16 protein-coding genes and 1 riboswitch are annotated in these 22357 nt (G+C 73.1%); of the genes, 10 read left to right on the top strand and 6 right to left on the bottom strand.

Annotated elements, in window-relative coordinates; all coding sequences use genetic code 11:
- The first annotated feature begins 79 nt into the window (after nt 1-79).
- Nucleotides 80-574, top strand: coding sequence for a hypothetical protein (locus ACH4SI_RS35015; RefSeq protein WP_398302990.1), 495 nt, complete (start codon nt 80-82; stop codon nt 572-574).
- Nucleotides 575-620: 46 nt separating this feature from the next.
- Here the strand turns inward: ACH4SI_RS35015 and ACH4SI_RS35020 are convergent, their stop codons facing one another.
- Nucleotides 621-1655, bottom strand: coding sequence for a C40 family peptidase (locus ACH4SI_RS35020; RefSeq protein WP_398303026.1), 1035 nt, complete (start codon nt 1653-1655; stop codon nt 621-623).
- A 257-nt stretch (nt 1656-1912) separates the two neighbouring features.
- On the opposite strand from ACH4SI_RS35020, the gene ACH4SI_RS35025 reads away from it, so the two are divergent.
- Both ACH4SI_RS35025 and ACH4SI_RS35030 read left to right on the top strand, forming a co-directional pair.
- Nucleotides 1913-2266 (top strand): hypothetical protein, encoded by a 354-nt coding sequence (locus ACH4SI_RS35025; RefSeq protein WP_398302992.1) that lies wholly within the window; start codon nt 1913-1915, stop codon nt 2264-2266.
- A 143-nt stretch (nt 2267-2409) separates the two neighbouring features.
- Entirely contained in the window at nt 2410-3135 is a 726-nt protein-coding gene (locus ACH4SI_RS35030; protein WP_398302994.1) for a L,D-transpeptidase, read from the top strand.
- A gap of 65 nt (nt 3136-3200) precedes the next feature.
- Here the strand turns inward: ACH4SI_RS35030 and ACH4SI_RS35035 are convergent, their stop codons facing one another.
- On the bottom strand, nt 3201-4397 hold the full coding sequence (locus ACH4SI_RS35035) for an NlpC/P60 family protein (protein ID WP_398302996.1): 1197 nt from the start codon (nt 4395-4397) through the stop codon (nt 3201-3203).
- Between the two features lie 7 nt (nt 4398-4404).
- Nucleotides 4405-4592: riboswitch (cyclic di-AMP (ydaO/yuaA leader) on the bottom strand.
- A gap of 183 nt (nt 4593-4775) precedes the next feature.
- On the opposite strand from ACH4SI_RS35035, the gene pcrA reads away from it, so the two are divergent.
- A complete protein-coding gene (pcrA, locus tag ACH4SI_RS35040; protein ID WP_398302998.1) occupies nt 4776-7304 on the top strand; it encodes a DNA helicase PcrA in 2529 nt (842 codons plus the stop codon).
- 30 nt (nt 7305-7334) lie between these two features.
- Here pcrA and ACH4SI_RS35045 read toward each other — a convergent pair whose 3' ends face one another.
- Together ACH4SI_RS35045 and ACH4SI_RS35050 are read right to left on the bottom strand one after the other, a co-directional pair.
- The gene (locus ACH4SI_RS35045) at nt 7335-8975 is read right to left on the bottom strand and encodes a M23 family metallopeptidase (protein ID WP_398303028.1); all 1641 of its coding nucleotides are present in this window, start codon (nt 8973-8975) and stop codon (nt 7335-7337) included.
- Between the two features lie 184 nt (nt 8976-9159).
- The gene (locus ACH4SI_RS35050; RefSeq protein ID WP_398302999.1) at nt 9160-9945 is read right to left on the bottom strand and encodes an esterase/lipase family protein; all 786 of its coding nucleotides are present in this window, start codon (nt 9943-9945) and stop codon (nt 9160-9162) included.
- Nucleotides 9946-10251: 306 nt separating this feature from the next.
- Here ACH4SI_RS35050 and ACH4SI_RS35055 point away from each other — a divergent pair, with 306 nt between their 5' ends.
- Nucleotides 10252-10662: a cobalamin B12-binding domain-containing protein gene (locus ACH4SI_RS35055; protein ID WP_385438871.1), complete on the top strand. Its 411-nt coding sequence runs from the start codon at nt 10252-10254 to the stop codon at nt 10660-10662.
- Nucleotides 10663-11540: 878 nt separating this feature from the next.
- Here ACH4SI_RS35055 and ACH4SI_RS35060 read toward each other — a convergent pair.
- Both ACH4SI_RS35060 and ACH4SI_RS35065 read right to left on the bottom strand, forming a co-directional pair.
- Nucleotides 11541-13151, bottom strand: coding sequence for a DUF5691 domain-containing protein (locus tag ACH4SI_RS35060; protein WP_398303002.1), 1611 nt, complete (start codon nt 13149-13151; stop codon nt 11541-11543).
- The gene (locus ACH4SI_RS35065) at nt 13148-14755 is read right to left on the bottom strand and encodes an SWIM zinc finger family protein (protein ID WP_398303003.1); all 1608 of its coding nucleotides are present in this window, start codon (nt 14753-14755) and stop codon (nt 13148-13150) included. The genes ACH4SI_RS35060 and ACH4SI_RS35065 overlap by 4 nt, the downstream gene beginning before the upstream one ends.
- A 136-nt stretch (nt 14756-14891) precedes the next feature.
- Between ACH4SI_RS35065 and ACH4SI_RS35070 the strand changes: the two genes are divergently transcribed.
- From ACH4SI_RS35070 to ACH4SI_RS35090, 5 genes are all read left to right on the top strand, one after another.
- The gene (locus tag ACH4SI_RS35070) at nt 14892-16046 is read left to right on the top strand and encodes an AAA family ATPase (RefSeq protein WP_398303005.1); all 1155 of its coding nucleotides are present in this window, start codon (nt 14892-14894) and stop codon (nt 16044-16046) included.
- 71 nt (nt 16047-16117) lie between these two features.
- A complete protein-coding gene (locus tag ACH4SI_RS35075; RefSeq protein ID WP_398303030.1) occupies nt 16118-18520 on the top strand; it encodes a DUF5682 family protein in 2403 nt (800 codons plus the stop codon).
- Nucleotides 18517-19773, top strand: a complete 1257-nt coding sequence (locus ACH4SI_RS35080; protein WP_398303007.1) for a VWA domain-containing protein — start codon at nt 18517-18519, stop codon at nt 19771-19773. Before ACH4SI_RS35075 ends, ACH4SI_RS35080 begins: the two co-directional genes overlap by 4 nt.
- A 162-nt stretch (nt 19774-19935) precedes the next feature.
- Nucleotides 19936-20814 carry a hypothetical protein gene (locus ACH4SI_RS35085; RefSeq protein ID WP_398303009.1) on the top strand — a complete coding sequence of 293 codons (879 nt, stop codon included), beginning with the start codon at nt 19936-19938 and terminating at the stop codon, nt 20812-20814.
- A gap of 92 nt (nt 20815-20906) precedes the next feature.
- Nucleotides 20907-22357 (top strand): hypothetical protein (locus ACH4SI_RS35090; protein WP_398303011.1); only part of this gene is annotated, 1451 nt, incomplete at its 3' end.

Here is a 22357-nt window from a genome sequence, read left to right on the forward strand (position 1 = left end):
GACGCTGGCCGGGACGGCGGCCGCGCCGACACGATCAGGCCGACGCAGAACGCGTTTCACCGGGACGAAAGGAACCCTGATGACCCTCAAGCGTCTCGCACACCGTGGTTACGCCGCCGCCGTGGCCGTCACCGCGGCGACCGCCGTTCTCCTGCCCGCCACCACGGCGGAGGCGAGTGGCGTCAAGCTGACGCACAGTCAGGCGGCGGCCAAGCTGCGCGCGGCCGGTATCAGCTGGACCTCCAGCGGCAACTGCTCCGACCGCAACCGGAGGACCTGTACCTCCTTCACCAAGATCAACTCCGGCACCATCAAGGGCATCATCACCTTCAAGCGGGCCAGCCGCTGCGGGGTCACCATCACCGGGGGCACGGAGACCGGGCACGCCGGGGGTACGCGCAGCCACTGGAACGGCTACAAGGTCGACATCAAGCCCACGACCTGCGTCACCCGCTTCATCAAGCGCGAGTACCGCTACATCGGCAGGCGGGGCGACGGGGCACCCATGTACCGCTCCTCGGCCGGCAACATCTACGCCAACGAGGGCAGCCACTGGGACATCACGTACAAGTAACCGGCGCGGTCGCGATCGGCCAGGTGGACCTCGGACCGGGCGGACCTCAGACCGGGCGGGCCGCGCCCGCGAAGGGCATCTGGTCGATCGGGGCCACCCGGACCGGGGCGCCGGGGCGCGGGGCGTGGATCATGAGGCCGTTGCCGATGTAGAGGCCGACGTGGCTGACGCCGGAGTAGAAGAAGACCAGGTCACCGGGGGCCAGTTCGCCGCGCGAGATGCGGCGGCCCGCGTTGATCTGGGTGTAGGTGGTACGCGGCAGGGACACCCCGGCGGCGCGCCACGCGGCCTGGGTCAGGCCCGAGCAGTCGTAGCCGTACGGCCCGGTCGCGCCCCAGACGTACGGCTTGCCGATCGCCCCGTACGCGAAGGAGATGGCGCGCGCGGCCCGGTCGCCCGTCCGGGCCGGGGCGGGGGAGTGGTGCCGGGGTGCCGACGCGGTGCGGGCGTCCTGGGAGCGGAGGCGGTCGCGCTGCTCGCGGGTCAGCTTGGCCAGCAGTGCGTCGGCCGCGGCCAGCTTCTCCTGGACCGCGTGCTTGCAACGGGCCGCGGCCGCCTGCGCGGCGCGCAGCGTACGGAGGCGGTCGGCCGCCTCGCCCCGGACCCGGCGCAGTGACCGCTCCTCGCGGGTGATGTTCGCGATGGTCACCGCCTGGCGGTCGCCCGCGCGGTCGGCGAGCGAGGCGCGCTGGAGGTACTGGCCGGGGGAGGAGGAGAGGGCCAGCTGGAGGGTGGGGGCGACGGTGCCGGAACGGTACTGGGCGGTGGCGAAGGCGCCGAGGGCGTTGCGGGCCGTGTTGAGGCGGGCGGTGCGACGGGCGGCCTCGTCGCGTAACCGATGGAGCGACCGCTGCGCCCTGTCGGCCGCGGCCCGGGCGCCGTCGTACTTCTCGGTGGCCTCCTCCGCCTCCCGCTGATACGCGTCGACCTTCGCCTTCACCTGGGCGGGCGTCAGCCGGGGCTCGGCGTACCCAATGCCCGGGAGGGCGGCCGCGGAGGCCGCGCCCGCGAGGGCGAGGGTCGCGGCGGTGCGGATGGTGGTGCCGGCGAGCGACGAGCGGTGCCGCTGCTTCGGCTTCATGGGGGGCTGCGGCGCCACTGCGGCGATTCACCTTTCGTGCGGGTACGGGGGTTGTTGTGTCTGGAGGGGAAGCTAGGCCGGTCGGCGGCGCGGCGCGCTGGGATGAACGGAGGTGGACGGATTCGTCCTCCCGGTGGCGCCTGCTGATCACGGGGGCGGCGTGGGGAGGGCGGGATCGGGGCGGCTGTGACCGATGTGCCGTTCGGGGTGCACCCGGGTGACTGACGGTGATATGTGCGGCGCTAGTGTCCGGTGCCATGGACGTACTCATCAATGTGTTCGTCGGCCTGCACATCGTCGGCATCGCCGCCCTGCTGGGGGGCTTCCTCTCCCAGCTCACGGCGATACGCGGGGACGGCGCGCGGATGACGCCGGGGATGCTGCACGGGGCCCTGACCATGCTGGTCACGGGCGCCGCGCTGGTCGGGCTGAATCAGGCGGACGATCAGACCGTCAACACGGTCAAGATCGGCGTCAAGCTGGCGCTGCTGGTCGTGATCCTGGGCCTGGTCTACGTGAAGCGGGACGAGGAGAAGGTGGAGCCCGCGGTATTCGGCGCGGTCGGCGCGCTGACGACGGTGAACATCTTCATCGCCGTCCTCTGGACCTGATCCGCCGGAGTCCCGGCCCCGCCCCTGCTGGGCCAACCCGGGGGTGGGAAGGGGCGGAATGGGGGAAATCGCACCTGTAAGCGCAACCCGACGCACTCTTCGACTGTCTTACCCGTCAAGGGCAAGCCCGGAGGGAGCGCGCAATGGGGGTAAAGGCAGGGTTCGGGGCGTGGCGGGCATGGCGCCGCCGTACGGCGGTCGTCTTGGGCACGGCGGGCATGGTGGTGCCGCTGTCCGTCGCACTGGGCGCGGCACCGGCGCAGGCGGCGACGTCGTGCACGGCGGGCGCGGGTCCGTATCAGAAGCAGGTCGAGAAGTTCCTCGGCCGGCCCGTCGACGGTCGGCAGTCCTCGGGGGACTGCCGCGCGACGCAGAGATTCCAGATCAGCCACGGCATAAGCCCGTCCGTCGGCTACGCGGGCCCCGTCACCTGGGGCGTCATGAAGCTGATCAACGCGCAGAAGGCGGCGGGGCACAACCCCAACGCGGCGCGCAAGTGCCCCACCAACAAGGGCCGCATCGCCTGCGTCGACCTCACCCGGCAGCTCAGCTGGGTGCAGGACGGTTCGCGGCTCACGTTCGGGCCGGTGCCGGTGCGTACCGGGCGGGACAAGTACGAGACCCGCACCGGGCTGAAAAGGATCTACTGGCGGGACATCGACCACTGGTCGACGATTTACCACGTGGCCATGCCGTACAGCCAGTTCTTCGACGGCGGCCAGGCCTTCCACTCCATCGCGGGAAGCGTGTGGTCGCCACCCGGCTCCCATGGCTGCGTCAACATGCGTTCCGGCGACGCGAAGAAGTACTGGAGCCTGTTGCGGAACGGCGACGACGTGTACGTGTACGGGCGTAAGCCGGGCACGTGACCCGGAAGCGGGGGTGGCTGCCCGAGCGCGATCGCTCACCGTGCGGCCACCCCCGCTTACCGTGGCTAGGCAGGCCGCACGCTTCCGTAGATCGGCATCTCGGTGATCGGCGCCTTCTTCACCACATCGCCCGGCTTCGGCGCGTGGATCATCATCCCGTCGCCGATGTAGAGGCCGACGTGGCTGATGTCGTCGTAGAAGAAGACGAGGTCACCGGGCTTGAGGTCGGAGGTGGAGACGCGCGTGCCGACCTTCACCTGGTCGAACGTGGTGCGCGGCAGCGAGACACCGGCGGCCTTCCAGGCGGCCTGGGTGAGTCCTGAGCAGTCGTAGGAGTTGGGGCCGGTGGCGCCCCAGACGTACGGCTTGCCGAGCTGGGACTCCGCGAAGTCGACCGCCTTGGCCCCCTTGGTGGTGCTCGTGGAGGTGGACGTGGAGCCGGACGAGCCGGACGAGCCGGAACTGCTTCCGGAACCGGAAGAGGAACTGCCGCTCGACTGCTGCTCCTGCTCCTGCGCCTTCTGCCGGGCCGCGGCCTCCCGCTGCTTCTCGGCCAGCTCGGCGGCCTTGCGCCGCGCCTCCTCGGCCTTCTTCTTCTCGATCGCCGCCAGTCGCGCCTTCTCCTTGGCGGTCAGATTCGCCAGCAGCCGGCGGGCCTGCGCGAGCTTGTCCTGGACGGACTTCTTCTTGGCCTTCAGCTCTTTCTGGGTCTCGGTCAGCGACGCCAGGCTCTTGGCGGCCTCGCCGCGCTCCTTGGCGGCCTTCGCGGCCTGCGTCTGGAAGTCGTCGACGGCCCGCTTCTCCGAACCGGCCATCCGGTTCATCAGATGGGACTGGTCGAAGATGTCCTGCGGGTTGTTGGAGAAGAGCAGGCTCGCGGTCGAGGTCATGCCGCCGTTGCGGTACTGGGCCGCGGCGTAGGTGCCGAGGGTGCGGCGGGCCTCGTTGAGCTTCTCCGTGTTCTTGGCGACATCGTCCAGCAGCCGGTCGACCTTGGTGCGCTGCCCCGCGGAGCGATCCTTGGCGGCGTTGTACTGCTGGGTGGCGGTTTCCGCCTGGTGGTAGAGGGTGTCCACCTTCTCCTTGACCGCCTCGATCGACTGTGTGGCGCCGGGCTTCGGGTCGCCCGGTGCGGCGTTCGCGGTCTGGGAGAGGAGGGTGACGGACGCGAGGGCGGCGGTGGTGAATCCGACGGCCGTACGGCGCCCGGTGGAGGAGGCGGCGGTGGGTATTCGGGTCCGCGGCTTGCGGTGCGACGCCAAGGGAGGCGACTCCTTCCGTGGACCGCCTACCGGGTTAGCTGACGGGTTCGGGCGGTACGGAAGGCTGCCCTACGGCCGTGCGCGGGCGGACGACACGTCGTACGTGATGTACGCGTCGTATCGCGGCTCGGGCCGATTCACCCCGGTGTTGCGTTTGGGTCCCCGGCTCCGGCTGCCTTGCGGCGCGACCGGACTCGGCGGAGGCCGCCCGGGCCGGCGCGGTTCGCCGACGGGTGTACGAGCTGCCTGAGGGAGGACGGTAGCCAACTCGTGGGGCTCCTGTGAAGGCTGGTGGTCGTTTTGCCCGAAACCGTTTCGTGACATCCATATGCAGTCCATGCGTAGGCTGTCAGTAGGGCCGCCTAAAATCGGTGAGCGATGAGCAGCCTCTTTGACGACAGCTTCCTGGCGAACCTCGGGCCTCCGGACGAGGAGCCTCCGCCGCCCGAGGATTCCGCCTACCCGGGCCCCGCCGGCGGTTCAGGCGGTGCTTCAGGCGGTTCAGGCGGCGAGGAGGTGCCGCACCACCTCTTCACGGGCGCATTCGACGCGCCGGTGCCGAGCGGGCCCAGAGAGGCGTACTACCGGGACGGCGCGGCCCGCCCCGCCGTCGACCCGACGGCGCTGCTGGAGGGGCTGAACGAGCAGCAGCGGGCCGCCGTGGAGCACACGGGCTCGCCGCTGCTGATCGTCGCCGGGGCCGGGTCCGGCAAGACCCGGGTGCTCACCCACCGCATCGCGTATCTGCTCGGCACCCGCCAGGTGCACCCCGGCCAGATCCTCGCCATCACCTTCACCAACAAGGCGGCGGGCGAGATGAAGGAGCGGGTCGGGGAACTGGTCGGACCGCGGGCGAACGCGATGTGGGTGATGACGTTCCACAGCGCGTGCGTGCGCATCCTGCGCCGCGAGTCGAAGAAGCTGGGCTTCACCTCATCGTTCTCGATCTACGACGCCGCCGACTCGAAGCGGCTGATGGCCCTGGTGTGCCGGGATCTCGACCTGGACCCGAAGAAGTTCCCGCCGAAGTCGTTCAGCGCCAAGATCTCCAACCTGAAGAACGAGCTGATCGACGAGGAGACCTTCGCCGGTCAGGCGGCGGACGGTTTCGAGAAGACGCTCGCCGAGGCGTACGCGATGTACCAGTCGAGGCTGCGCGAGGCCAACGCCCTCGACTTCGACGACATCATCATGACCACGGTCAATCTGCTCCAGGCGTTCCCGGACGTCTCCGAGCACTACCGCCGCCGCTTCCGGCACGTCCTGGTCGACGAGTACCAGGACACCAACCACGCTCAGTACACGCTGGTGCGCGAGCTGGTGGGCACGGATGAGGAGGAGGCCGGGGAGCTGTGCGTCGTGGGCGACGCCGACCAGTCGATCTACGCGTTCCGGGGCGCCACGATCCGTAACATCCTCCAGTTCGAGGAGGACTATCCGGATGCGCGGACGATCCTGCTGGAGCAGAACTACCGCTCCACCCAGACCATCCTGAGCGCGGCCAACGCCGTCATCGAGCGCAACGAGAACCGCCGCCCGAAGAACCTGTGGACCGAGGCCGGCACCGGCGCCACCATCACCGGCTACGTCGCGGACACCGAGCACGACGAGGCCCAGTTCGTCGCCGACGAGATCGACCGGCTGACGGACGCGGGGGACGCCCGGGCCGGGGATGTCGCGGTCTTCTACCGCACCAACGCCCAGTCCCGTGTCTTCGAAGAGGTCTTCATCCGGGTCGGGCTGCCGTACAAGGTCGTCGGCGGGGTCCGCTTCTACGAGCGCAAGGAGGTCCGCGACGTCCTCGCGTACCTGCGCGTGCTGGCCAACCCCGAGGACGCCGTCCCGCTGCGCCGCATCATGAACGTGCCCAAGCGCGGCATCGGCGACCGCGCCGAGGCGATGATCGACGCGCTCGCGGCGCGCGAGAAGATCACCTTCCCGCAGGCGCTGCGCCGCGTCGACGAGGCGTACGGCATGGCGGCCCGCTCGGCGAACGCGGTGAAGCGGTTCAACACGCTCATGGAGGAGCTGCGGACCATCGTGGAGTCGGGCGCGGGCCCGGCGACCGTCCTGGAGGCCGTGCTGGAGCGCACCGGCTATCTGGCGGAGCTGCAGGCGTCCACCGACCCGCAGGACGAGACCCGCATCGAGAACCTCCAGGAGCTGGCCTCCGTGGCCCTGGAGTTCGAGCAGGACCGGGGCGAGGAGAACCCCGGCACGCTCGCGGACTTCCTGGAGCAGGTCGCGCTCGTCGCCGACTCCGACCAGATCCCCGACGAGGACGAGGAGGGCGCCGGGGTCATCACCCTGATGACCCTGCACACGGCCAAGGGTCTTGAGTTCCCGGTCGTCTTCCTCAGCGGCATGGAGGACGGGGTCTTCCCGCACATGCGCGCGCTCGGCCAGACCAAGGAGCTGGAGGAGGAGCGGCGGCTGGCGTACGTCGGGATCACGCGCGCCCGCGAGCGGCTGTATCTGTCCCGGTCGACGATGCGCAGCGCCTGGGGCCAGCCCGCGTACAACCCGCCGTCCCGCTTCCTGGAGGAGATCCCCGACCAGTACGTGCAGTGGCGGCGCACCGGCCCCGCGACCCCGTCGGCGACGATGGGCGCCATGTCGGGCGCCGGGTCGGGACTGTCGTCGGGGTTCTCGTCGTCGCGCTCGCGGTCCGGGTCCGGTGCCGGTTCAGGTGCCGCTTCCGGTGCGAGTGGGTTCGCGACGCGGCGGGCGAAGGACCGCCCGGTGGTCTCCCTGGCCATCGGGGACCGGGTGACGCACGATTCGTTCGGGCTCGGCACCGTGGTGGCGGTGAAGGGCACCGGGGACAACGCGGAGGCGACGATCGACTTCGGCGGCGAGAAGCCGAAGCGGCTGCTGCTGCGGTACGCGCCGGTCGAGAAGCTCTGACGCTTTTCGTGATGCGTGAGGTGGGGGCGGTCAGTTGGGGTTGAGGCCGTGGTTCTGTAGCCACGGCAGCGGGTCCACTGCCGCTCCGCCGCCCGGGTGCACCTCGAAGTGCAGATGAGGGCCGGTGGAGTTGCCGGAGTTCCCCGAGTAGGCGATGACGTCCCCGGCCTTGACCGTCCCGGAGCGGATCTTGGCGCTGCTGAGGTGGCAGTACCAGGTCTCCGTGCCGTCAGGAGCGGTCAATATGACCATGTTGCCGAAGGCGTCGTTCCACTGGGTCCGCACGGTGCCGTCGGTCGCCGCCATGACGGGCGTGCCCTCGCTGACCGGGAAGTCGATCCCCGTGTGCAGCGACATCCAGTTGAGGCCCGCCTGGCCGAAGGTGGCGCTCAGCCCACGCTGTTTGACCGGCAGCACGAACTTCGGCCGCATCGCCTCTTTGCGCGCCGCCTCCTCGGCCTTGCGCTTCTTCTCGGCGGCCTGACGCACCTTGAGGTCGATCCGCTCCTGGGTACGGCTGGCGCGCTCCCGGAAGTCATTGACGCCGTCGTCGACCCCGGCGAGCCGGGTGTCCATCTCGCTGTTGGCGACGGACGCCTTGACGGGCTGCACGTCGGGGGCCGCCTGCGTGGTCGATTCGTCCTTCTCGTCGCCGGACACTCCGCTCACGGAAGCGGCGGCCACGGCGGTGACGCCGAGCGCGCAGACGGACGGGACGGCGACGGTGAGGAGCGCGGAGCGCTTGGGGCGGGAGGGCGCGGTGCGGCGGCGGGCGCGGCCACCGGAGCGGGGGGTGGCGGCGGTGGCGGGGGCGGTCGGCGGCGTGATGTCGGCGACGGGGTCGGGATCGGGGGCGGGGTCGGGTTCCGGCTCCGCGACGGATTCGAAGACCGCGGTCTGGTCGAAGGATGCGGTCCCGTCGTCGTACTGAGGCTCGTCGTACGGTGAGTCCTCGTACTGAGAGTCTTCGTACTGCGGCTCGCTGTACTGCGACTCGTCGACGGTGGCGTAGGCCGAGGTGTCCCAGAACTGGGTCTGCCCGGTGTCGACGCCGGAGGTGTCGTACGCGGCCTCCTGGCTGATGACCTCGTACTGCCCCGAGACGTCGTACGCGCCCGTGTCGTACTGCCCGGTGGTGTCGTACTGCCCGGTGTCGAAGTGGCCCGTATCGACCTGTCCGGTATCGAACTGCCCCGTATCGAACTGCCCCGAGTCGAACTGGCCCGTTCCGGCGTCGTACTGCCCGGTGGTGTCGTACGCGCCCGTGTCCCACTGCTGGGAGTGCGCCTCCCAGGCGCCGGCGTCCCACTGGCCGCCGGTGTCGTCCTGCCGCTGGGCGGGGACGTCGGTGGGCAGCTCATAGCCGGAGGTGGCCCACATGCCGGTGGTGTCATAGGCGCCGGTGTCGTAGCCGCCGGTGTCGTACGCGCCGCCACCGCTCCACTGGGAAGCGTCGTACTGATCGCCCCCGTAGCTGCCCGTGAAGGAGCCGTAGAGGGGGTCGGCCTCGTCGTACGCGGCGAGGTTGGCGAAGCTGCCGGTGGGGTACCCGTCATACCCGGCGTAACCGTGCGCTGTGTCCTGCTGCTGGCCGTACGCCTCGTCATAGGAATACGAGGCGTCGGGAGCGGGGACGGTCGGGGTTGCCCCCAACGGGTGACGGTCGTTCACCACCAACTTCTCTTTCGCCTCGGCTGCAGGAGAATTAGCGGCGACTGTACCCGGCGGTACGCGCGAGCGACAATCTTCAGCAGGTTTTGGGCATCACCGGAAAGGGCATTTGGACCTCTTTCGGTTGACTGTGCGCCCGCTCTTGGCCCGGCGTTCGACGGTTGTTCGGCAATTTTCGGCCGTATCAGGCGACCGAGAACGCGCCCGAAGTGTCCGCCCCCGCCGCATCGGCGGCGTCCAGAGCCTCCCGGATCCCGGTGGCGACGGCCGAGTGGACCGGTAGAGCGAGATGTCCCACACCGCTGACCCGGATGTTGCGAAAGATCAGATCCGGATGGTCTATGCGGGCGACTTCCGCCGGGATCATCAACTGATCCACATCACTCCAGAAAGAAACGAAACGCGTACGGCATTCGGGGGCAGGCTGCCTCAACTCCGTTATCACCTCGGAGTCCGGGCACATCTGACGCACGAGCGGATGTGCGGACAACAAGGGCGCGATGCGGGTGCCGGAGTGCGGGGTGCCCAGCGTGACCAGGGAGTGCACCCGCGCGTCACCGCCCAGCCGCTGGACGTAATACCGCGCGATCAGCCCGCCCAGGCTGTGACCCACGATGTCCACCTGACTGTGGCCGGTGCGGACCCGGACGTCCTCGACGTGGCGGGCCAGACGCGTGGCGGCGGTGCGCAGGTCGCAGGTCAGGAGGGAGTAGTTGAGGGCCTCGACATGCTGTCGGCCGTGGCGGAGGAGGGAGCGGCGCAGCAGGACGAAGACGGAGCGGTTGTCGATGAAGCCGTGGAGGAGCAGCACGGGGCGTTGCCCTTGGAGGTCGGGCGGGGGCGTGGCGGGTGGGCGCTCCTGGCAGAGGCCGGTGGGGTAGAGGAGGAGATGCCCGGCGAGGATGGCCAGATCGAAGGCAAGCGCCCGAACCCGGCTGCTTTTCCTGGTTTGTGTGTATGCGAGGCCCACGACGACCGCCCCCCTTGTGCCCGTGCGCTGCGGGCAGCCGTGGCCTGTGGCCCGTGACGGACCGCGCCGTCGCACCGCGACGCCATGCCCATGCCATGCCGCCGTCCATGCGGCTGCCGGGCGGCGCTGCGCGGTGCGACGGTCCCCGCTGCGGCTCCCCTTGGTGGTCGACCCGAGGTCGAACGTGTTCCGGGTGTGATTTCCCCCTCGCCGAGCTTCGCGAAACTGCCGGGTAGGGGATGCTTGCGGGAAGCTGGAGATAACGTTCGTTCACGCGGATGCGCGAGCTAGGGCTTGGAGGCTGCGATGGGTGTGACCGGTCCGATCCGTGTGGTGGTGGCCAAGCCGGGTCTCGACGGCCATGACCGTGGCGCGAAGGTCATCGCGCGTGCGCTGCGCGATGCGGGCATGGAGGTCATCTACACCGGCCTTCACCAGACCCCCGAGCAGATCGTCGATACCGCGATCCAGGAGGACGCCGACGCGATCGGCCTCTCGATCCTCTCCGGTGCCCATATGACGCTGTTCGCCAAGGTGCTGGAGCTGCTGCGGGAGCGCGAGGCGGAGGACATCAAGGTCTTCGGCGGCGGCATCATCCCCGAGGCCGATATCCCCCCGCTGAAGGAACAGGGCGTGGCGGAGATCTTCACCCCGGGCGCGACGACGACGTCGATCGTGGATTGGGTCCGCCAAAACGTCCGCCCAGTCCCCGCCTAACCCCTCGCCCCGGCTGCCGCCCGCCCCACCGGCGGACACGCGCCGGGGTCGGCCCCAGTCGCCCCCGCCCTCCTGCGCGCCTGGGCGGCCGGGCAGGCCCCGCCGGCCCGGCCCGGGCCCTGCCCCCGCCCCCTGCACGACCCAGCCGGCCCGCCCGGCGGACAGGCGCCGGGCCAGCCCCGACCGGCCCCGGGCCCTGCCACCCCTGCACGCCCTCGGCGCCAGGGCATGCCCCGGCGGGTCGCCCGCCCCTGGGCGGGGCCTGTCCCCTGCGCGGTCCAGCCCGCCGCCCGGCGGACGCATGCCCGGGCCCGGACCCCGGACCGCCGACCGGGCGAGGCCCAGCCCGCCGTTCGGCGGACGCACGCTGGGCCGCGGGTCCTGGCCCTCTGGCCGGGTCCGGGCAGCGGACCGCTGATCGGGCGCAGGCCCAGCCCGCCGTTCGGCGGGCGCACGCTGGGCCGCGGGTCCTGGCCCTCTGGCCGGGCCCGGACCCCGGACCGCCGATCGGGCGCGGCCCAGCCTGCCGCTCGGCGAACGCATGCCCCGGGCCCGGGCCCGGGGCAGGGCACGCCCCGGACGGAGTCCGAGGGCGGAGCCCCCGATCGGGCCTGGGCCCTGGCGCCCTGCCCACCCGCCCGGGCACCGTCACCTGGCGGACGCATGCCGGGGCTCAGGGGCCCACCCCCGGCCGGGTCCGGGGCGAAGCCCCCACGCGGAGCCGCATATCGACAGGGGCCGGGAAGGGGCGGGGTAGGGGAAATCAGCCCCGCCCAGCCGCCGCTGCCGGGCTCTGCCCGCATTCCCGTCCGCCCCCGCCGCCCGGCGGCGCGCCGGGGCCCAGGGCCCAACCCCTGGCTGGGGGCGGGGGTGGGGAATCAGCCTCCGGCCAGTTCGGAGCGCATGGCCGCCCGCAACCTCAACGTCCCCACCAACCGCTGGAAGGCCTCCGACCAGTACCCACCGGCCCCCGGCGCCGCCCCCTCCGGCTCGTCCGGCAGCGCGGTCAGCACCTCCAGGCGGTCCGCCTGGGCGGGGTCGAGGTAGCGCTCGGCCAGGCCCATGACCCCGCTGAAGCTCCACGGGTAGCTGCCCGCGTCCCGTGCGATGTCCAGCGCGTCCACGACGGCCCCGCCCAGCGGCTCGGACCATGGCACCGCGCACACCCCCAGCAGCCGGAACGCGTCGGACAGCCCGTGGGAGGCGATGAAGTCGGCGACCCACTGCGCCCGTTCCGCCGCGGGGAGGGCGGACAGCAGCTTCGCCGGGTCCCGCCAGGCCGCCGCGGCGGGCGGCGCGCCCGGGGAGCCGAGGAGCGCGCGGGACCACTCCGCGCTCCGCTGCCGCACGGCCGCCCGGCACCAGGCGGCGTGCAGGTCCCCCTTCCAGCCGTCCGCGACCGGCAGGGCCACGATCCGGTCCGCGTCCAGCCCCCCGAACCACTCGGACCAGCGGGTCAGCGGCGTGGCCTCCACCAGCTGGCTCAGCCACCAGGACCGCTCCCCCCGGCCGGACGGCGGCTTGGGCACGACGCCGTCACGCTGCATCCCGCTGTCGCACCGCGCCGGTGCGTCGACGGTGATCTGCCCGGTGTCCGGGGACGGGGACGGGGACAGGGAGACGCAGGCCGCGGACCGCTCCGCCATCCGCGCGGCGAACGCGGAGGTGGGGAGCGCGGCCAGCAGCTCGGCGGCGGTCGCCCGGACGTTCCGGCTGCGGTCGGACAACGCCTGCTCCAGGAAGGGCTCATCGGAGGGCACGAGGTCGTCGCGGAGCGAGTCCAGGAACATCAGCCGGTCTTCCGCACGCTCTGCGGACCAGGTGCCGCTGAGGAGGGCCAGCCCGGCCACCGGGTCGCGGTGGCGGGTCCTCGCCAGCAGGGACACCCGCTCGGCGAACAGCCCCTCCTCCCACTGCCGAAGCAGGTCGGCGTCACCCGGCTCGGATGCGGGCGCCGTGCCCCGCCCGGGAGGCCCGCCCCGCAGGGCGAACTTCCAGTCCGGGTTGAGCCGGGCGAGCCACAGCGCCCGGGGCCCGCCGAGGGTGAGCGCCTCGGGCCGCAGGTCGGTACGGGCGCGGGCCGCGTCGAGCAGCGTCGGGAGCAGCGCGTCCGGCGCGCGGTAGCCGTGCTGATTGGCGAGGGCGAGCCACTGGGGCAGCAGCTCGGCCAGGTCGGGGGCGGTACGCGGACCGCTGCGCCCGGGGGTCGAGCGGTCGGCGAGCAGCATCGCCAGTCGGCCGCGGGCGGCGGGCGGGAGCGGGGGGCGAGGGTCCTCGGGCGCGGGGGCCGGGCCCGGCCGGGCGGCGGCGGGGCGCAGCCCGGCCCGCCGCCGAACGGTGCTGAGCGCGGCGGCGTCCAGCAGGGCGGACGGTGCGTCCTGCCCGGGGCGCGGGGCGACGGGCGGGGTTCGGCGCTCGGTGCCGAGCAGGGCGGCGGCGACGAGGTCGTCCCACGACACGGGCGCGGTGCTGGTGCTGCTGCTGGTCAACGCGTGCCTCCGTACGAGGTCGGCCCGGTGGCGGTGCCCGTGGCGAGCGGGACGGGTTCCGGATCCCAGGTGGTGAGGGGCGTGATGCCGCGGGGCCCGCACTCGCCGAAGACGGTGACGGGGCGGCCGCCCGATATGGCCGCGAGCTGCCACAGGTTCGTCCGGCCGAAGCATCGCGGATCGACGGGGAGCGCGGTCCCGGCCGCCTCGTCCGCCAGCTGCCAACCGCCGTCACCGTTGGCACCGGGGATGGGCGTGACGCCGGAGAGCACGACGGGCCAGCCCTCCAGCCAGGGGTCGTCGCTCAGCGCTTCACCGTAGGCGGCGAGCGCCGCGGCGATGCCGCCGCCGTCGGGCACCCCGGCGGGCGCCAGGGCTTCGGTGGCCGCCCCGCCGTCGGCGGCGGCGGGCCATCCGGGCGGCAGCGGGGGCGCGGCGGGCGGATAGCGGGTGCCCAGCGCCGCGCGGAGCGGACGCGCGCCCGGGTAGTAGGTGAGGTCCGCGTCGAGCACCAGCCCGGGCGGCAGGGCCGGCTCGGGAGCCCGGCCCGCCGCGCCGAAGGACAGCAGCAGCGCCATCCGGCCCGTGGTGCGGCCGCGGAGCCAGATCCGCCGGGTGGTGAGCTTGCCGTCGCCGCTGTCCTGGCCGCCGAGAACGAGCCAGTGGTCCCGGACCGGCTGCCCGTGTGCGAGCAGCTCGGCCACCGGCAGCGTGACGCCGACCCGTGAGCGCGTGGTGGCGGCCAGCTCCTCCGGCAGGCTGTCCAGGTGGAGGAAGCCCTGGTTGAGGAGGTGCGCCAGCGCGCATTCCTCCAGCAGGCGGGCCGGCCAACCGGGGCCGGAGGAGGGGATGGCGCCCAACTCCCGCACCCGCGCCTCCAGGCCGGGCGCCTGGGCGTCGACCATGCGGGCGGCCGTCTCGTCCCATGCCCCGTATCCGGCGCGGTCGGCCGTGGCCAGACCATCGCGCAGCAGGTCCGCCAGCCGCTGCTCCAGCTCCGTGGCGCCCGCCGCGATGCGCTGGGCGCGCCGCTCGGCGCGGCGGCGGGCGGCCCCCGAATCGGCGGCCCCGCCCGCACCGCCTGCACCGCCCGGGCCGCGCGCACCGCCTGTGCCGTCCGCGCCGCCTGCGCCGTGCGTGCCGCCCGCAGCACCCGCGTTGCCCGTGCCGCCCGCAGTGCCCATGTCGCCGGACTCCGCGCCCCCGCCCCCGGTGGCATCCGCACCTCCGCGCGCGGCCCCCATCGCGCTCTGCGCGCGCTCGCGCCGCTCGCCGAGCCACTGCTCGGCCCACTCGGGCGGCTCCCCGCCCTCCGGCACCCCCGGCCCGCCGGCCCCCCACAGAAGCAGCAGCCCGAGCACGTGCTTGCACGGGAACTTGCGGCTCGGACAGCTGCACCGATAGGCGGGGCCGTGCAGGTCGACAACCGTCCGGTACGGCGCGCTGCCGCTGCCCGCGCACAGCCCCCACACCACCTGGCCCCGCGCACCCGTGCCGGACCACGAGGCGGCCCCCGCGAGCTTGCCGCCCGCCTTGCGTGACGCGGCGTCAGGAGCCAGGGCCAGCACCTGTTCCGCCGTCCAGCGTTCCCCCTGCGGATTCATGTCTGCGACGGTACGGGCACCCACTGACAATCGCCCTGACCTGCGCCTTCGTTCGCGCCGGACCGATTGTCAGTGGGGTCGTGCACAGTGAATTGCGCGTCCGGGAGCGGAACGAGAAACGAGTCGTGGGGGAGCTGTGACCGTCACTGTGTCCGGAACCAATTCACCTGAAATCACCGAGATCACCGAGGGCGGCGGGCCCGGCGAGGCCGCCGAGGTCCTTCGTCCGCACGCCGAGGACGCCTTCGCCGACGAGCTGAGCGCTCTGGCAGCCGCCGACGACCGCCCGCGCCCGGCCCGCTGGCGGCTGTCGCCGTGGGCCGTCGCCACGTATCTGCTCGGCGGGACGCTGCCCGACGGCACCGTGATCACACCCAAGTACGTGGGCCCGCGCCGGATCGTCGAGGTCGCCGTCACCACGCTCGCCACCGACCGCGCCCTGCTGCTGCTCGGTGTCCCCGGCACGGCCAAGACGTGGGTCTCGGAGCATCTGGCGGCGGCGGTCAGCGGCGATTCGACGCTGCTGGTCCAGGGCACGGCAGGGACGCCCGAGGAAGCCATCCGCTACGGCTGGGACTATGCCCGGCTCCTCGCCCACGGCCCGAGCCGCGACGCGCTCGTCCCGAGCCCCGTGATGCGGGCGATGGCGGACGGCATGACCGCGCGCGTGGAGGAGCTGACGCGCATCCCGGCCGATGTGCAGGACACCCTGATCACCGTCCTGTCCGAGAAGACCCTGCCGATCCCCGAGCTGGGGCAGGAGGTCCAGGCGGTCCGCGGTTTCAACCTCATCGCCACCGCCAACGACCGCGACCGCGGCGTCAACGAGCTGTCCAGCGCGCTGCGCCGCCGCTTCAACACGGTGGTGCTGCCGCTGCCCGCGACCCCGGAGGACGAGGTCGACATCGTCGCCCGCCGCGTCGCCCAGATCGGCCGCTCGCTGGACCTCCCCGAGGCCCCGGAGGGTGTGGACGAGATCCGCCGCGTCGTCACGGTCTTCCGTGAGCTGCGCGAAGGAGTGACCGGCGACGGCCGCACGAAGGTCAAGTCGCCCTCCGGCACCCTGTCGACGGCGGAAGCCATCTCCGTGGTGACGAACGGGCTGGCGCTCGCGGCCCACTTCGGCGACGGCGTGCTGAGGGCCGGTGACGTGGCCGCGGGCATCCTGGGCGCGGTCGTGCGCGACCCGGCCGCCGACCGCGTCATCTGGCAGGAGTACCTGGAGGCGGTCGTCCGCGAGCGCGATGGGTGGAAGGACTTCTACCGCGCGTGCCGAGAGGTGAGCGCGTGAGGGCTGCGGAGCCGGTGCCGACGGCCGGGGACACGGGCGGTGGCGGGGCCGCCGGGGTTGTCGGGGCCGTCGTGCCGGAGTGGCCGCTGTTGCTGGGGGTGCGGCACCACGGCCCCGGGTCGGCGCGGGCCGTGCGGGCGGCGCTCGACGAATGCGAGCCCGGCGTCGTGCTCATCGAGGGCCCGCCGGAGGCGGACGCGCTGGTGCACCTCGCCGCCGACGAGGGCATGCGCCCGCCCGTCGCGCTGCTCGCGCACGTGGCGAACGACCCGGGGCGCGCCGGGTTCTGGCCGATGGCCGGGTTCTCGCCGGAGTGGGCGGCCATCCAGTGGGCGCTGGCCCGCGACGTGCCCGTGCGGTTCATCGACCTCCCGGCCGCGCACTCGCTGGCCATGACGGCGAAGGGCGACGCGGACCGATCAGGCGATCCGGGCGATCCGGCCGGACCGGCCGAGCGGGCGCGCGTCGATCCGCTCGCCGTCCTCGCCGAGGCGGCCGGGTACGAAGACCCGGAGCGCTGGTGGGAGGACGTCGTCGAGCACCGCAGCGTCGCCGGGACCGCGGCGTTCGCCGCCGTCGGCGAGGCCATGGGGGAGCTGCGGGCCGCGTACGGGCAGGGCGGGCATGAGGACGACGCCGTCCGGGAGGCCCATATGCGGCTGCGGATGCACGCGGCGCGGCGGGAGTTCGGGGAGGCGGTCGCCGTCGTGTGCGGGGCCTGGCACGTACCGGCGTTGGCCGCCCGCTCCACCGTGACCGCCGACCGGAAGCTGCTCAGGGGGCTGCCGAAGGTCAAGGCCGAGATCAGCTGGGTGCCCTGGACCCATCGCCGGCTGGCACGGCACAGCGGCTACGGCGCGGGTATCGCCTCGCCAGGGTGGTACAGCCATCTCTTCCACGCGCCGGACCGGCCTCTGGAGCGCTGGCTGACCAAGGTCGCCGGGCTGCTCCGGGACGAGGACTTCGCGGTGTCGTCCGCGCATGTCATCGAGGCCGTGCGGCTCGCCGAAACCCTCGCCGCCCTGCGCGGCCGCCCGCTCGCCGGGCTCGCCGAGACGACGGATGCCGTGCGGGCCGTCATGTGCGAGGGCTCGGACGTGCCGATCGCGCTGGTCCGGGACCGGCTCGTGGTCGGGGACGTGCTGGGCGAGGTCCCCGCGTCGGCACCCGCCGTACCGCTCCAGCGGGATCTGCGAAGCACCCAGCGCTCGCTGCGGCTGGCGCCCGAGGCCGCGGGGCGAGAGCTGGAGCTGGACCTGCGCAAGGACATGGACGCGGCGCGCAGCCGGCTGCTGCACCGGCTGCGGCTGCTGGGGATCGACTGGGGCACCCCGGCGGCCTCGCGCGGCAGCACCGGCACGTTCCGCGAAACCTGGCGGCTGCGCTGGGAGCCGGAGCTGTCGGTGCGGGTCGCGGAGGCGGGGGTGTGGGGCACCACCGTGCTGTCCGCGGCCACCGCCAAGGCCGAGTCCGGGGCGCTGGGCGCGTCGGCCCTCGCCGAGGTCACCGAGCTGGCCGAGCGCTGTCTGCTGGCCGCGCTCCCCGACGCCCTCCCCGTGGTGATGCGCGCGCTCGCCGACCGCGCCGCGCTCGAAGCCGACGTGGGCCACCTCGCGCAGGCGCTGCCCGCCCTGGTGCGGTCGGTGCGGTACGGGGACGTGCGCGGGACCGACACCGCCGCGCTCGGCGAGGTCGCCGCGGGCCTGGCCGAGCGGATCCTCGTCGGGCTGCCGCCCGCCTGTGTGGGGCTCGACGCGGATGGCGCCGCCGACATGCTCCGCCATCTGGAGGCGGTGCACCGGGCGATCGGCCTCCTGCCGGAGTCGAAGCCGGAGCCCGGGCCGCCGCCAGGGTCGCCGTCCGGGCCGTCGGCCGATGACTCGCTGTGGACGCGCTGGGCGGGCGTGCTGCGCGCCATCGCCGGGCGGGACGGCACCCGCGTCACCCCGGGGCTGCTCCGCGGCCGGGCCGCGCGCCTGCTGCTGGACGACGGGAGGCTCGCCGAGGACGAGGCGGCCCGGCTGATGCGGCTGGCGCTCTCGCCCGGCACCGCGCCACCCGAGGCGGCCGCCTGGATCGAGGGCTTCATCGGCGGCGGCGCGGGCGGTGGCATGCTGCTCGTCCACGACGAACGGCTGCTCGGCCTCGTCGACGGCTGGCTCATCTCCGTACCCGCCGAGGCGTTCACGGACGTCCTGCCGCTGCTGCGGCGCACCTTCTCCGCGTACGACACGGGCGTCCGCCGCACCCTGGGCGAGCTGGTCCGCCGCGGCCCCGGGCCCGCGGCCGGTGAGCCGCATGCCGCGGGCGGCGATGCGATCCCCGCTGGGCCCGGCTTCGGCCCCGGGCTCGACGCGGACCGCGCGGCCGCCGTCGTACCGACGGTCCGGCTGCTGCTCGGCCTGGACACCGCCCCTGACACCCGCCCTGACACCGCCCCTGACCACGATGACACCGCGGAGGCGGCCCGATGACGGACACCGGCGCGCACACGGACACCGATACGGACGCGGCCACGCACACGGACACGGACACAGAGCGGCTGCGGCGCTGGCGGCTGGTGCTCGGTGGAGCGGGCGGCGACGGCACCGGCCACACTCTCAGCGGTGACGACGCCGCCATGGACCGCACCCTCGAAGCCCTCTACGGGGCCGGGGGCGGCGACGGCCCCGGGGGCGCGGGCGCCGCCGCCGGAGGCAGCGGCGGCCCGGCGGGCGGCGGCGGTCCGCGGTCCGGCGGGCTCGGCGGCTCCGCGCCCCAAGTGGCGCGCTGGCTCGGTGACATCCGTACGTACTTCCCCACCTCCGTCGTCCAGGTCATGCAGCGCGACGCCATCGACCGGCTCGGCCTGTCGGCGCTGCTGCTGGAGCCCGAGATGCTGGAGGCCGTGGAGGCGGACGTGCATCTGGTGGGCACCCTGCTCTCGCTCAACAAGGCGATGCCGGAGACCACCCGGACCACGGCACGCGCCGTCGTCCGTAAGGTCGTCGAGGAGCTGGAGAAGCGGCTCGCGACGCGCACCCGCGCGACCCTCACCGGCGCGCTCGACCGCTCTGCCCGGATCAGCCGCCCCCGCCACCGGGACATCGACTGGAATCGCACCATCCGTGCCAACCTCAAGAACTACCTGCCCGAGCACCGCACGGTGGTCCCCGAGCGGCTGGTGGGTTACGGGCGCGCGGCGCGCGGGGTGAAGAAGGACGTCATCCTGTGCATCGACCAGTCGGGGTCGATGGCCGCGTCCGTGGTGTACGCCTCGGTCTTCGGTGCCGTGCTCGCCTCGATGCGGTCGATCGCCACCCGGCTCGTCGTCTTCGACACCGCCGTCGCGGACCTGACCGACGAGCTGGACGATCCGGTGGACGTCCTGTTCGGCACCCGGCTCGGCGGCGGCACCGACATCAACCGCGCGCTCGCGTACTGTCAGGCGCAGATCACCCGGCCCGCGGACACCGTTGTCGTGCTGATCAGCGACCTCTACGAGGGCGGCATACGGGACGAGATGCTGGGGCGGATCGCCGCGATGAAGGCGTCCGGGGTGCAGTTCGTGGCGCTGCTCGCGCTGTCCGACGAGGGAGCGCCGAGTTACGACCGGGAGCACGCGGCGGCGCTCGCCGCGCTCGGCGCACCCGCCTTCGCCTGCACCCCCGATCTCTTCCCGGAGGTGATGGCGGCGGCGATCGAGCGGCGCCAACTGCCGATACCGGACATGGAGATGCATCAGTGACCATCACTCGCTCGGGGGTTGCGCGGCCCCCTGTGGGGCGTGCAAGGATCAGTCTCGTCGCCAGGACGTGGAATATGACCGTCCGGTTGGCGCCTCGCCTGCTGTCCGACCAGGGAAGGCCCCCTTTTGTCTGCCGTGTTCGCTTTGCCTGTCGCTGTGCGCTTGCCGCGCACCGTGGCCGCGCGGCGAGCGCTGCTGGCGATGCTGTTCCTCGGGGGCTTCCTGGCACTCGGATTCCTCTTCGGTGGCAGCGCCCACGCGGCGGAACGAGGAGGGCTTGTCGAATCGGTGACGGGCCACCAGGCCCAGGCATCGAAGCTGCTCGACTCCTCGGCCACCGTCAAGAAGGACATCGAGAAGGCCGGCGCCGGGAAGGCCGACACCACCGCGAAGCCGGTGGCGAAGCACAACCCGGCGAAGGCGGCCAAGACCGCCGGCACCGTGGCGCGCAAGACGGCACACACCGCCACCGACGCGGTCCGCGAGACCGTGGAACCGGTGCGCGAGCCGGTCGAGCGGCACGCGCGGCAGGTCACCGAGCCGGTCGATGACCTGGTCAACAAGGTCACGGACGGGCACCTTCGGGTGCGGCTGTCCGAGGTCGGCGACGCCGGTGTCGGCGCCTTGGGCGACGCCCCCGGTGCGCACGACGCAGCCGCGCCGGGCAACGGCCCGGCTGCGGATGACGCCGGCAAGAACGACGCCTTGCCGCACTCGGCCCGGCCCGCCGCGGCCCCGCTGGGACCCGACACGGCCGCCGCCGCGCCCCGTACCGCCGACTCCGACGACCACGGTCATGGCACCGTCGTCCGGGCGGACGAGGGCAACAGCGCACCGGCGCCGATGCCCCTCCCGCGGTCCCCCCACGGGACCGTCACCCAGTGCACCGGCGACAGCGGCGCTCCCCGTGGCGGGAACGCCCACGCCGCTCTGCCGCCGTCCGACGCCGCGCAGTTCGGGCTCGCGCCCGGCGCGGTCCGTGCGGACGGCTTCGCGCCGACGCGCGAGCGGTACAACGAAGTCCTCGAATTCCCCGGCTAGGGCAGACCTCCACCCGTCTGTAAGACCTGCCGCGCGGGGGTGGTCAGGTCTGCCCATCCGCTAACCCCCTTGAATTCGAAGGACTCCTCCCTATGCGTAACAACGTTCGCCGTTCCATCCTCGTCGCCGCTGCCGCCACCGGTATCTGGGCCCTCGGTTCCGCCGCCGCGAGCGCCACCGAGACCCCGAGCATCCCCTCCACCGACAGCGTGGCCAGCACGGTGGACGGCGTCACCAACAAGGTCACCGACACGACCGACAAGGTCACGGACACCACCGGCAAGGTCACCGACACGGTTGACGGTGCGACCGGCGACGCCGCCGACACCTCCAAGGTGAACGACACCGTGAAGAAGACGGTGGACGGCGTGGCCGGCACCGCCGAGGACACCGTCGACGGTGCCGCCAAGGGCCGGCTGCCGGACGTGTCCAAGACCACCCGTGACGTGACCGGTGGCGCGCTCCACGGCGTGAACGGTCACGCCGCCAAGCCCGGCAAGGTCGTCAAGAAGGCGCACCACGCCGTGAAGTCCGTCCAGAAGGCCGCCGACGTCGATCTGCCCACCGGCGAGGTTCCCGGCGTCGTTCCGCACCTGCCCGGCCTCGGCTCGCTGCCGGTCAACGGCTCCTCGCTGCCCGACGCCTCCCCGGTGCCGCCCCTCAAGGGCGCCCCGGCCGAGCTGCCCGTCCAGCTCCCGGCCACCCCGAAGCTGCCGGCCGCCCCCGGCGCCGCCGACAACCTGCTCGCCTCCCTCTCCGGCGCGGGTGTCCGCCCCGAGGAGCTGGCCGGCCAGGCCAAGGGCACCGTGGGCATCGCCAAGCCCGTCGTGAAGCGCGTCGCCGACGACGTGCTGCCGCCCGCCGTGAACCGCATCGTGGTCAAGGTCATCCCGGTCGCGCAGGGCACCGTGAACGACGCGGGCGTGCTCGCCGGTGACGCCACGGACAAGACCGTTCCGCACGTCGCGTACGTGGTCGGAAGCGCACAGGGCTACACGCTGGGCACCGCCAGCAACGTGCTTCCGTTCGCGCAGGGCACCGTCGGCAACGCCGTGCCGTTCGTACAGGGCACCGTGGCCAACGCCGTGCCGGTCGCCCACGCCACGGTCAACAACACGGTTCCGTTCGCCGCCGACCTGGCCACCAACACCGCTCCGTTCGCGGTGGACCTGACCGGCTCCGTGGCCAAGAACGCGGAGGGCACCGCGCTGAACACCGTGGCCCGTGTGCAGAGCCTGCTCCCGGTGGCCCCGGTCGACCTGACCGACCCCGCCAACATCCCGGCCGTCCCGGCCCTGCCGCAGGTCCCGGCTCAGCTGCCGACCGACCTGCCGCAGGTCCCGGCTCAGCTGCCGACCGACCTGCCGCAGGTCCCGGCTCAGCTGCCGACCGACCTGCCGCAGGTCCCGGCTCAGCTGCCGACCGACCTGCCGCAGGTCCCGGCGCACCTGCCCACCGACCTGCCGCAGGTCCCGGCGCACCTGCCCACCGACCTGCCGCAGGTTCCGGCCCAGCTGCCGACCAACATCCCGAACGTTCCGGC

This window comes from Streptomyces sp. NPDC021212, assembly GCF_044332925.1.
GTDB lineage: Bacteria > Actinomycetota > Actinomycetes > Streptomycetales > Streptomycetaceae > Streptomyces.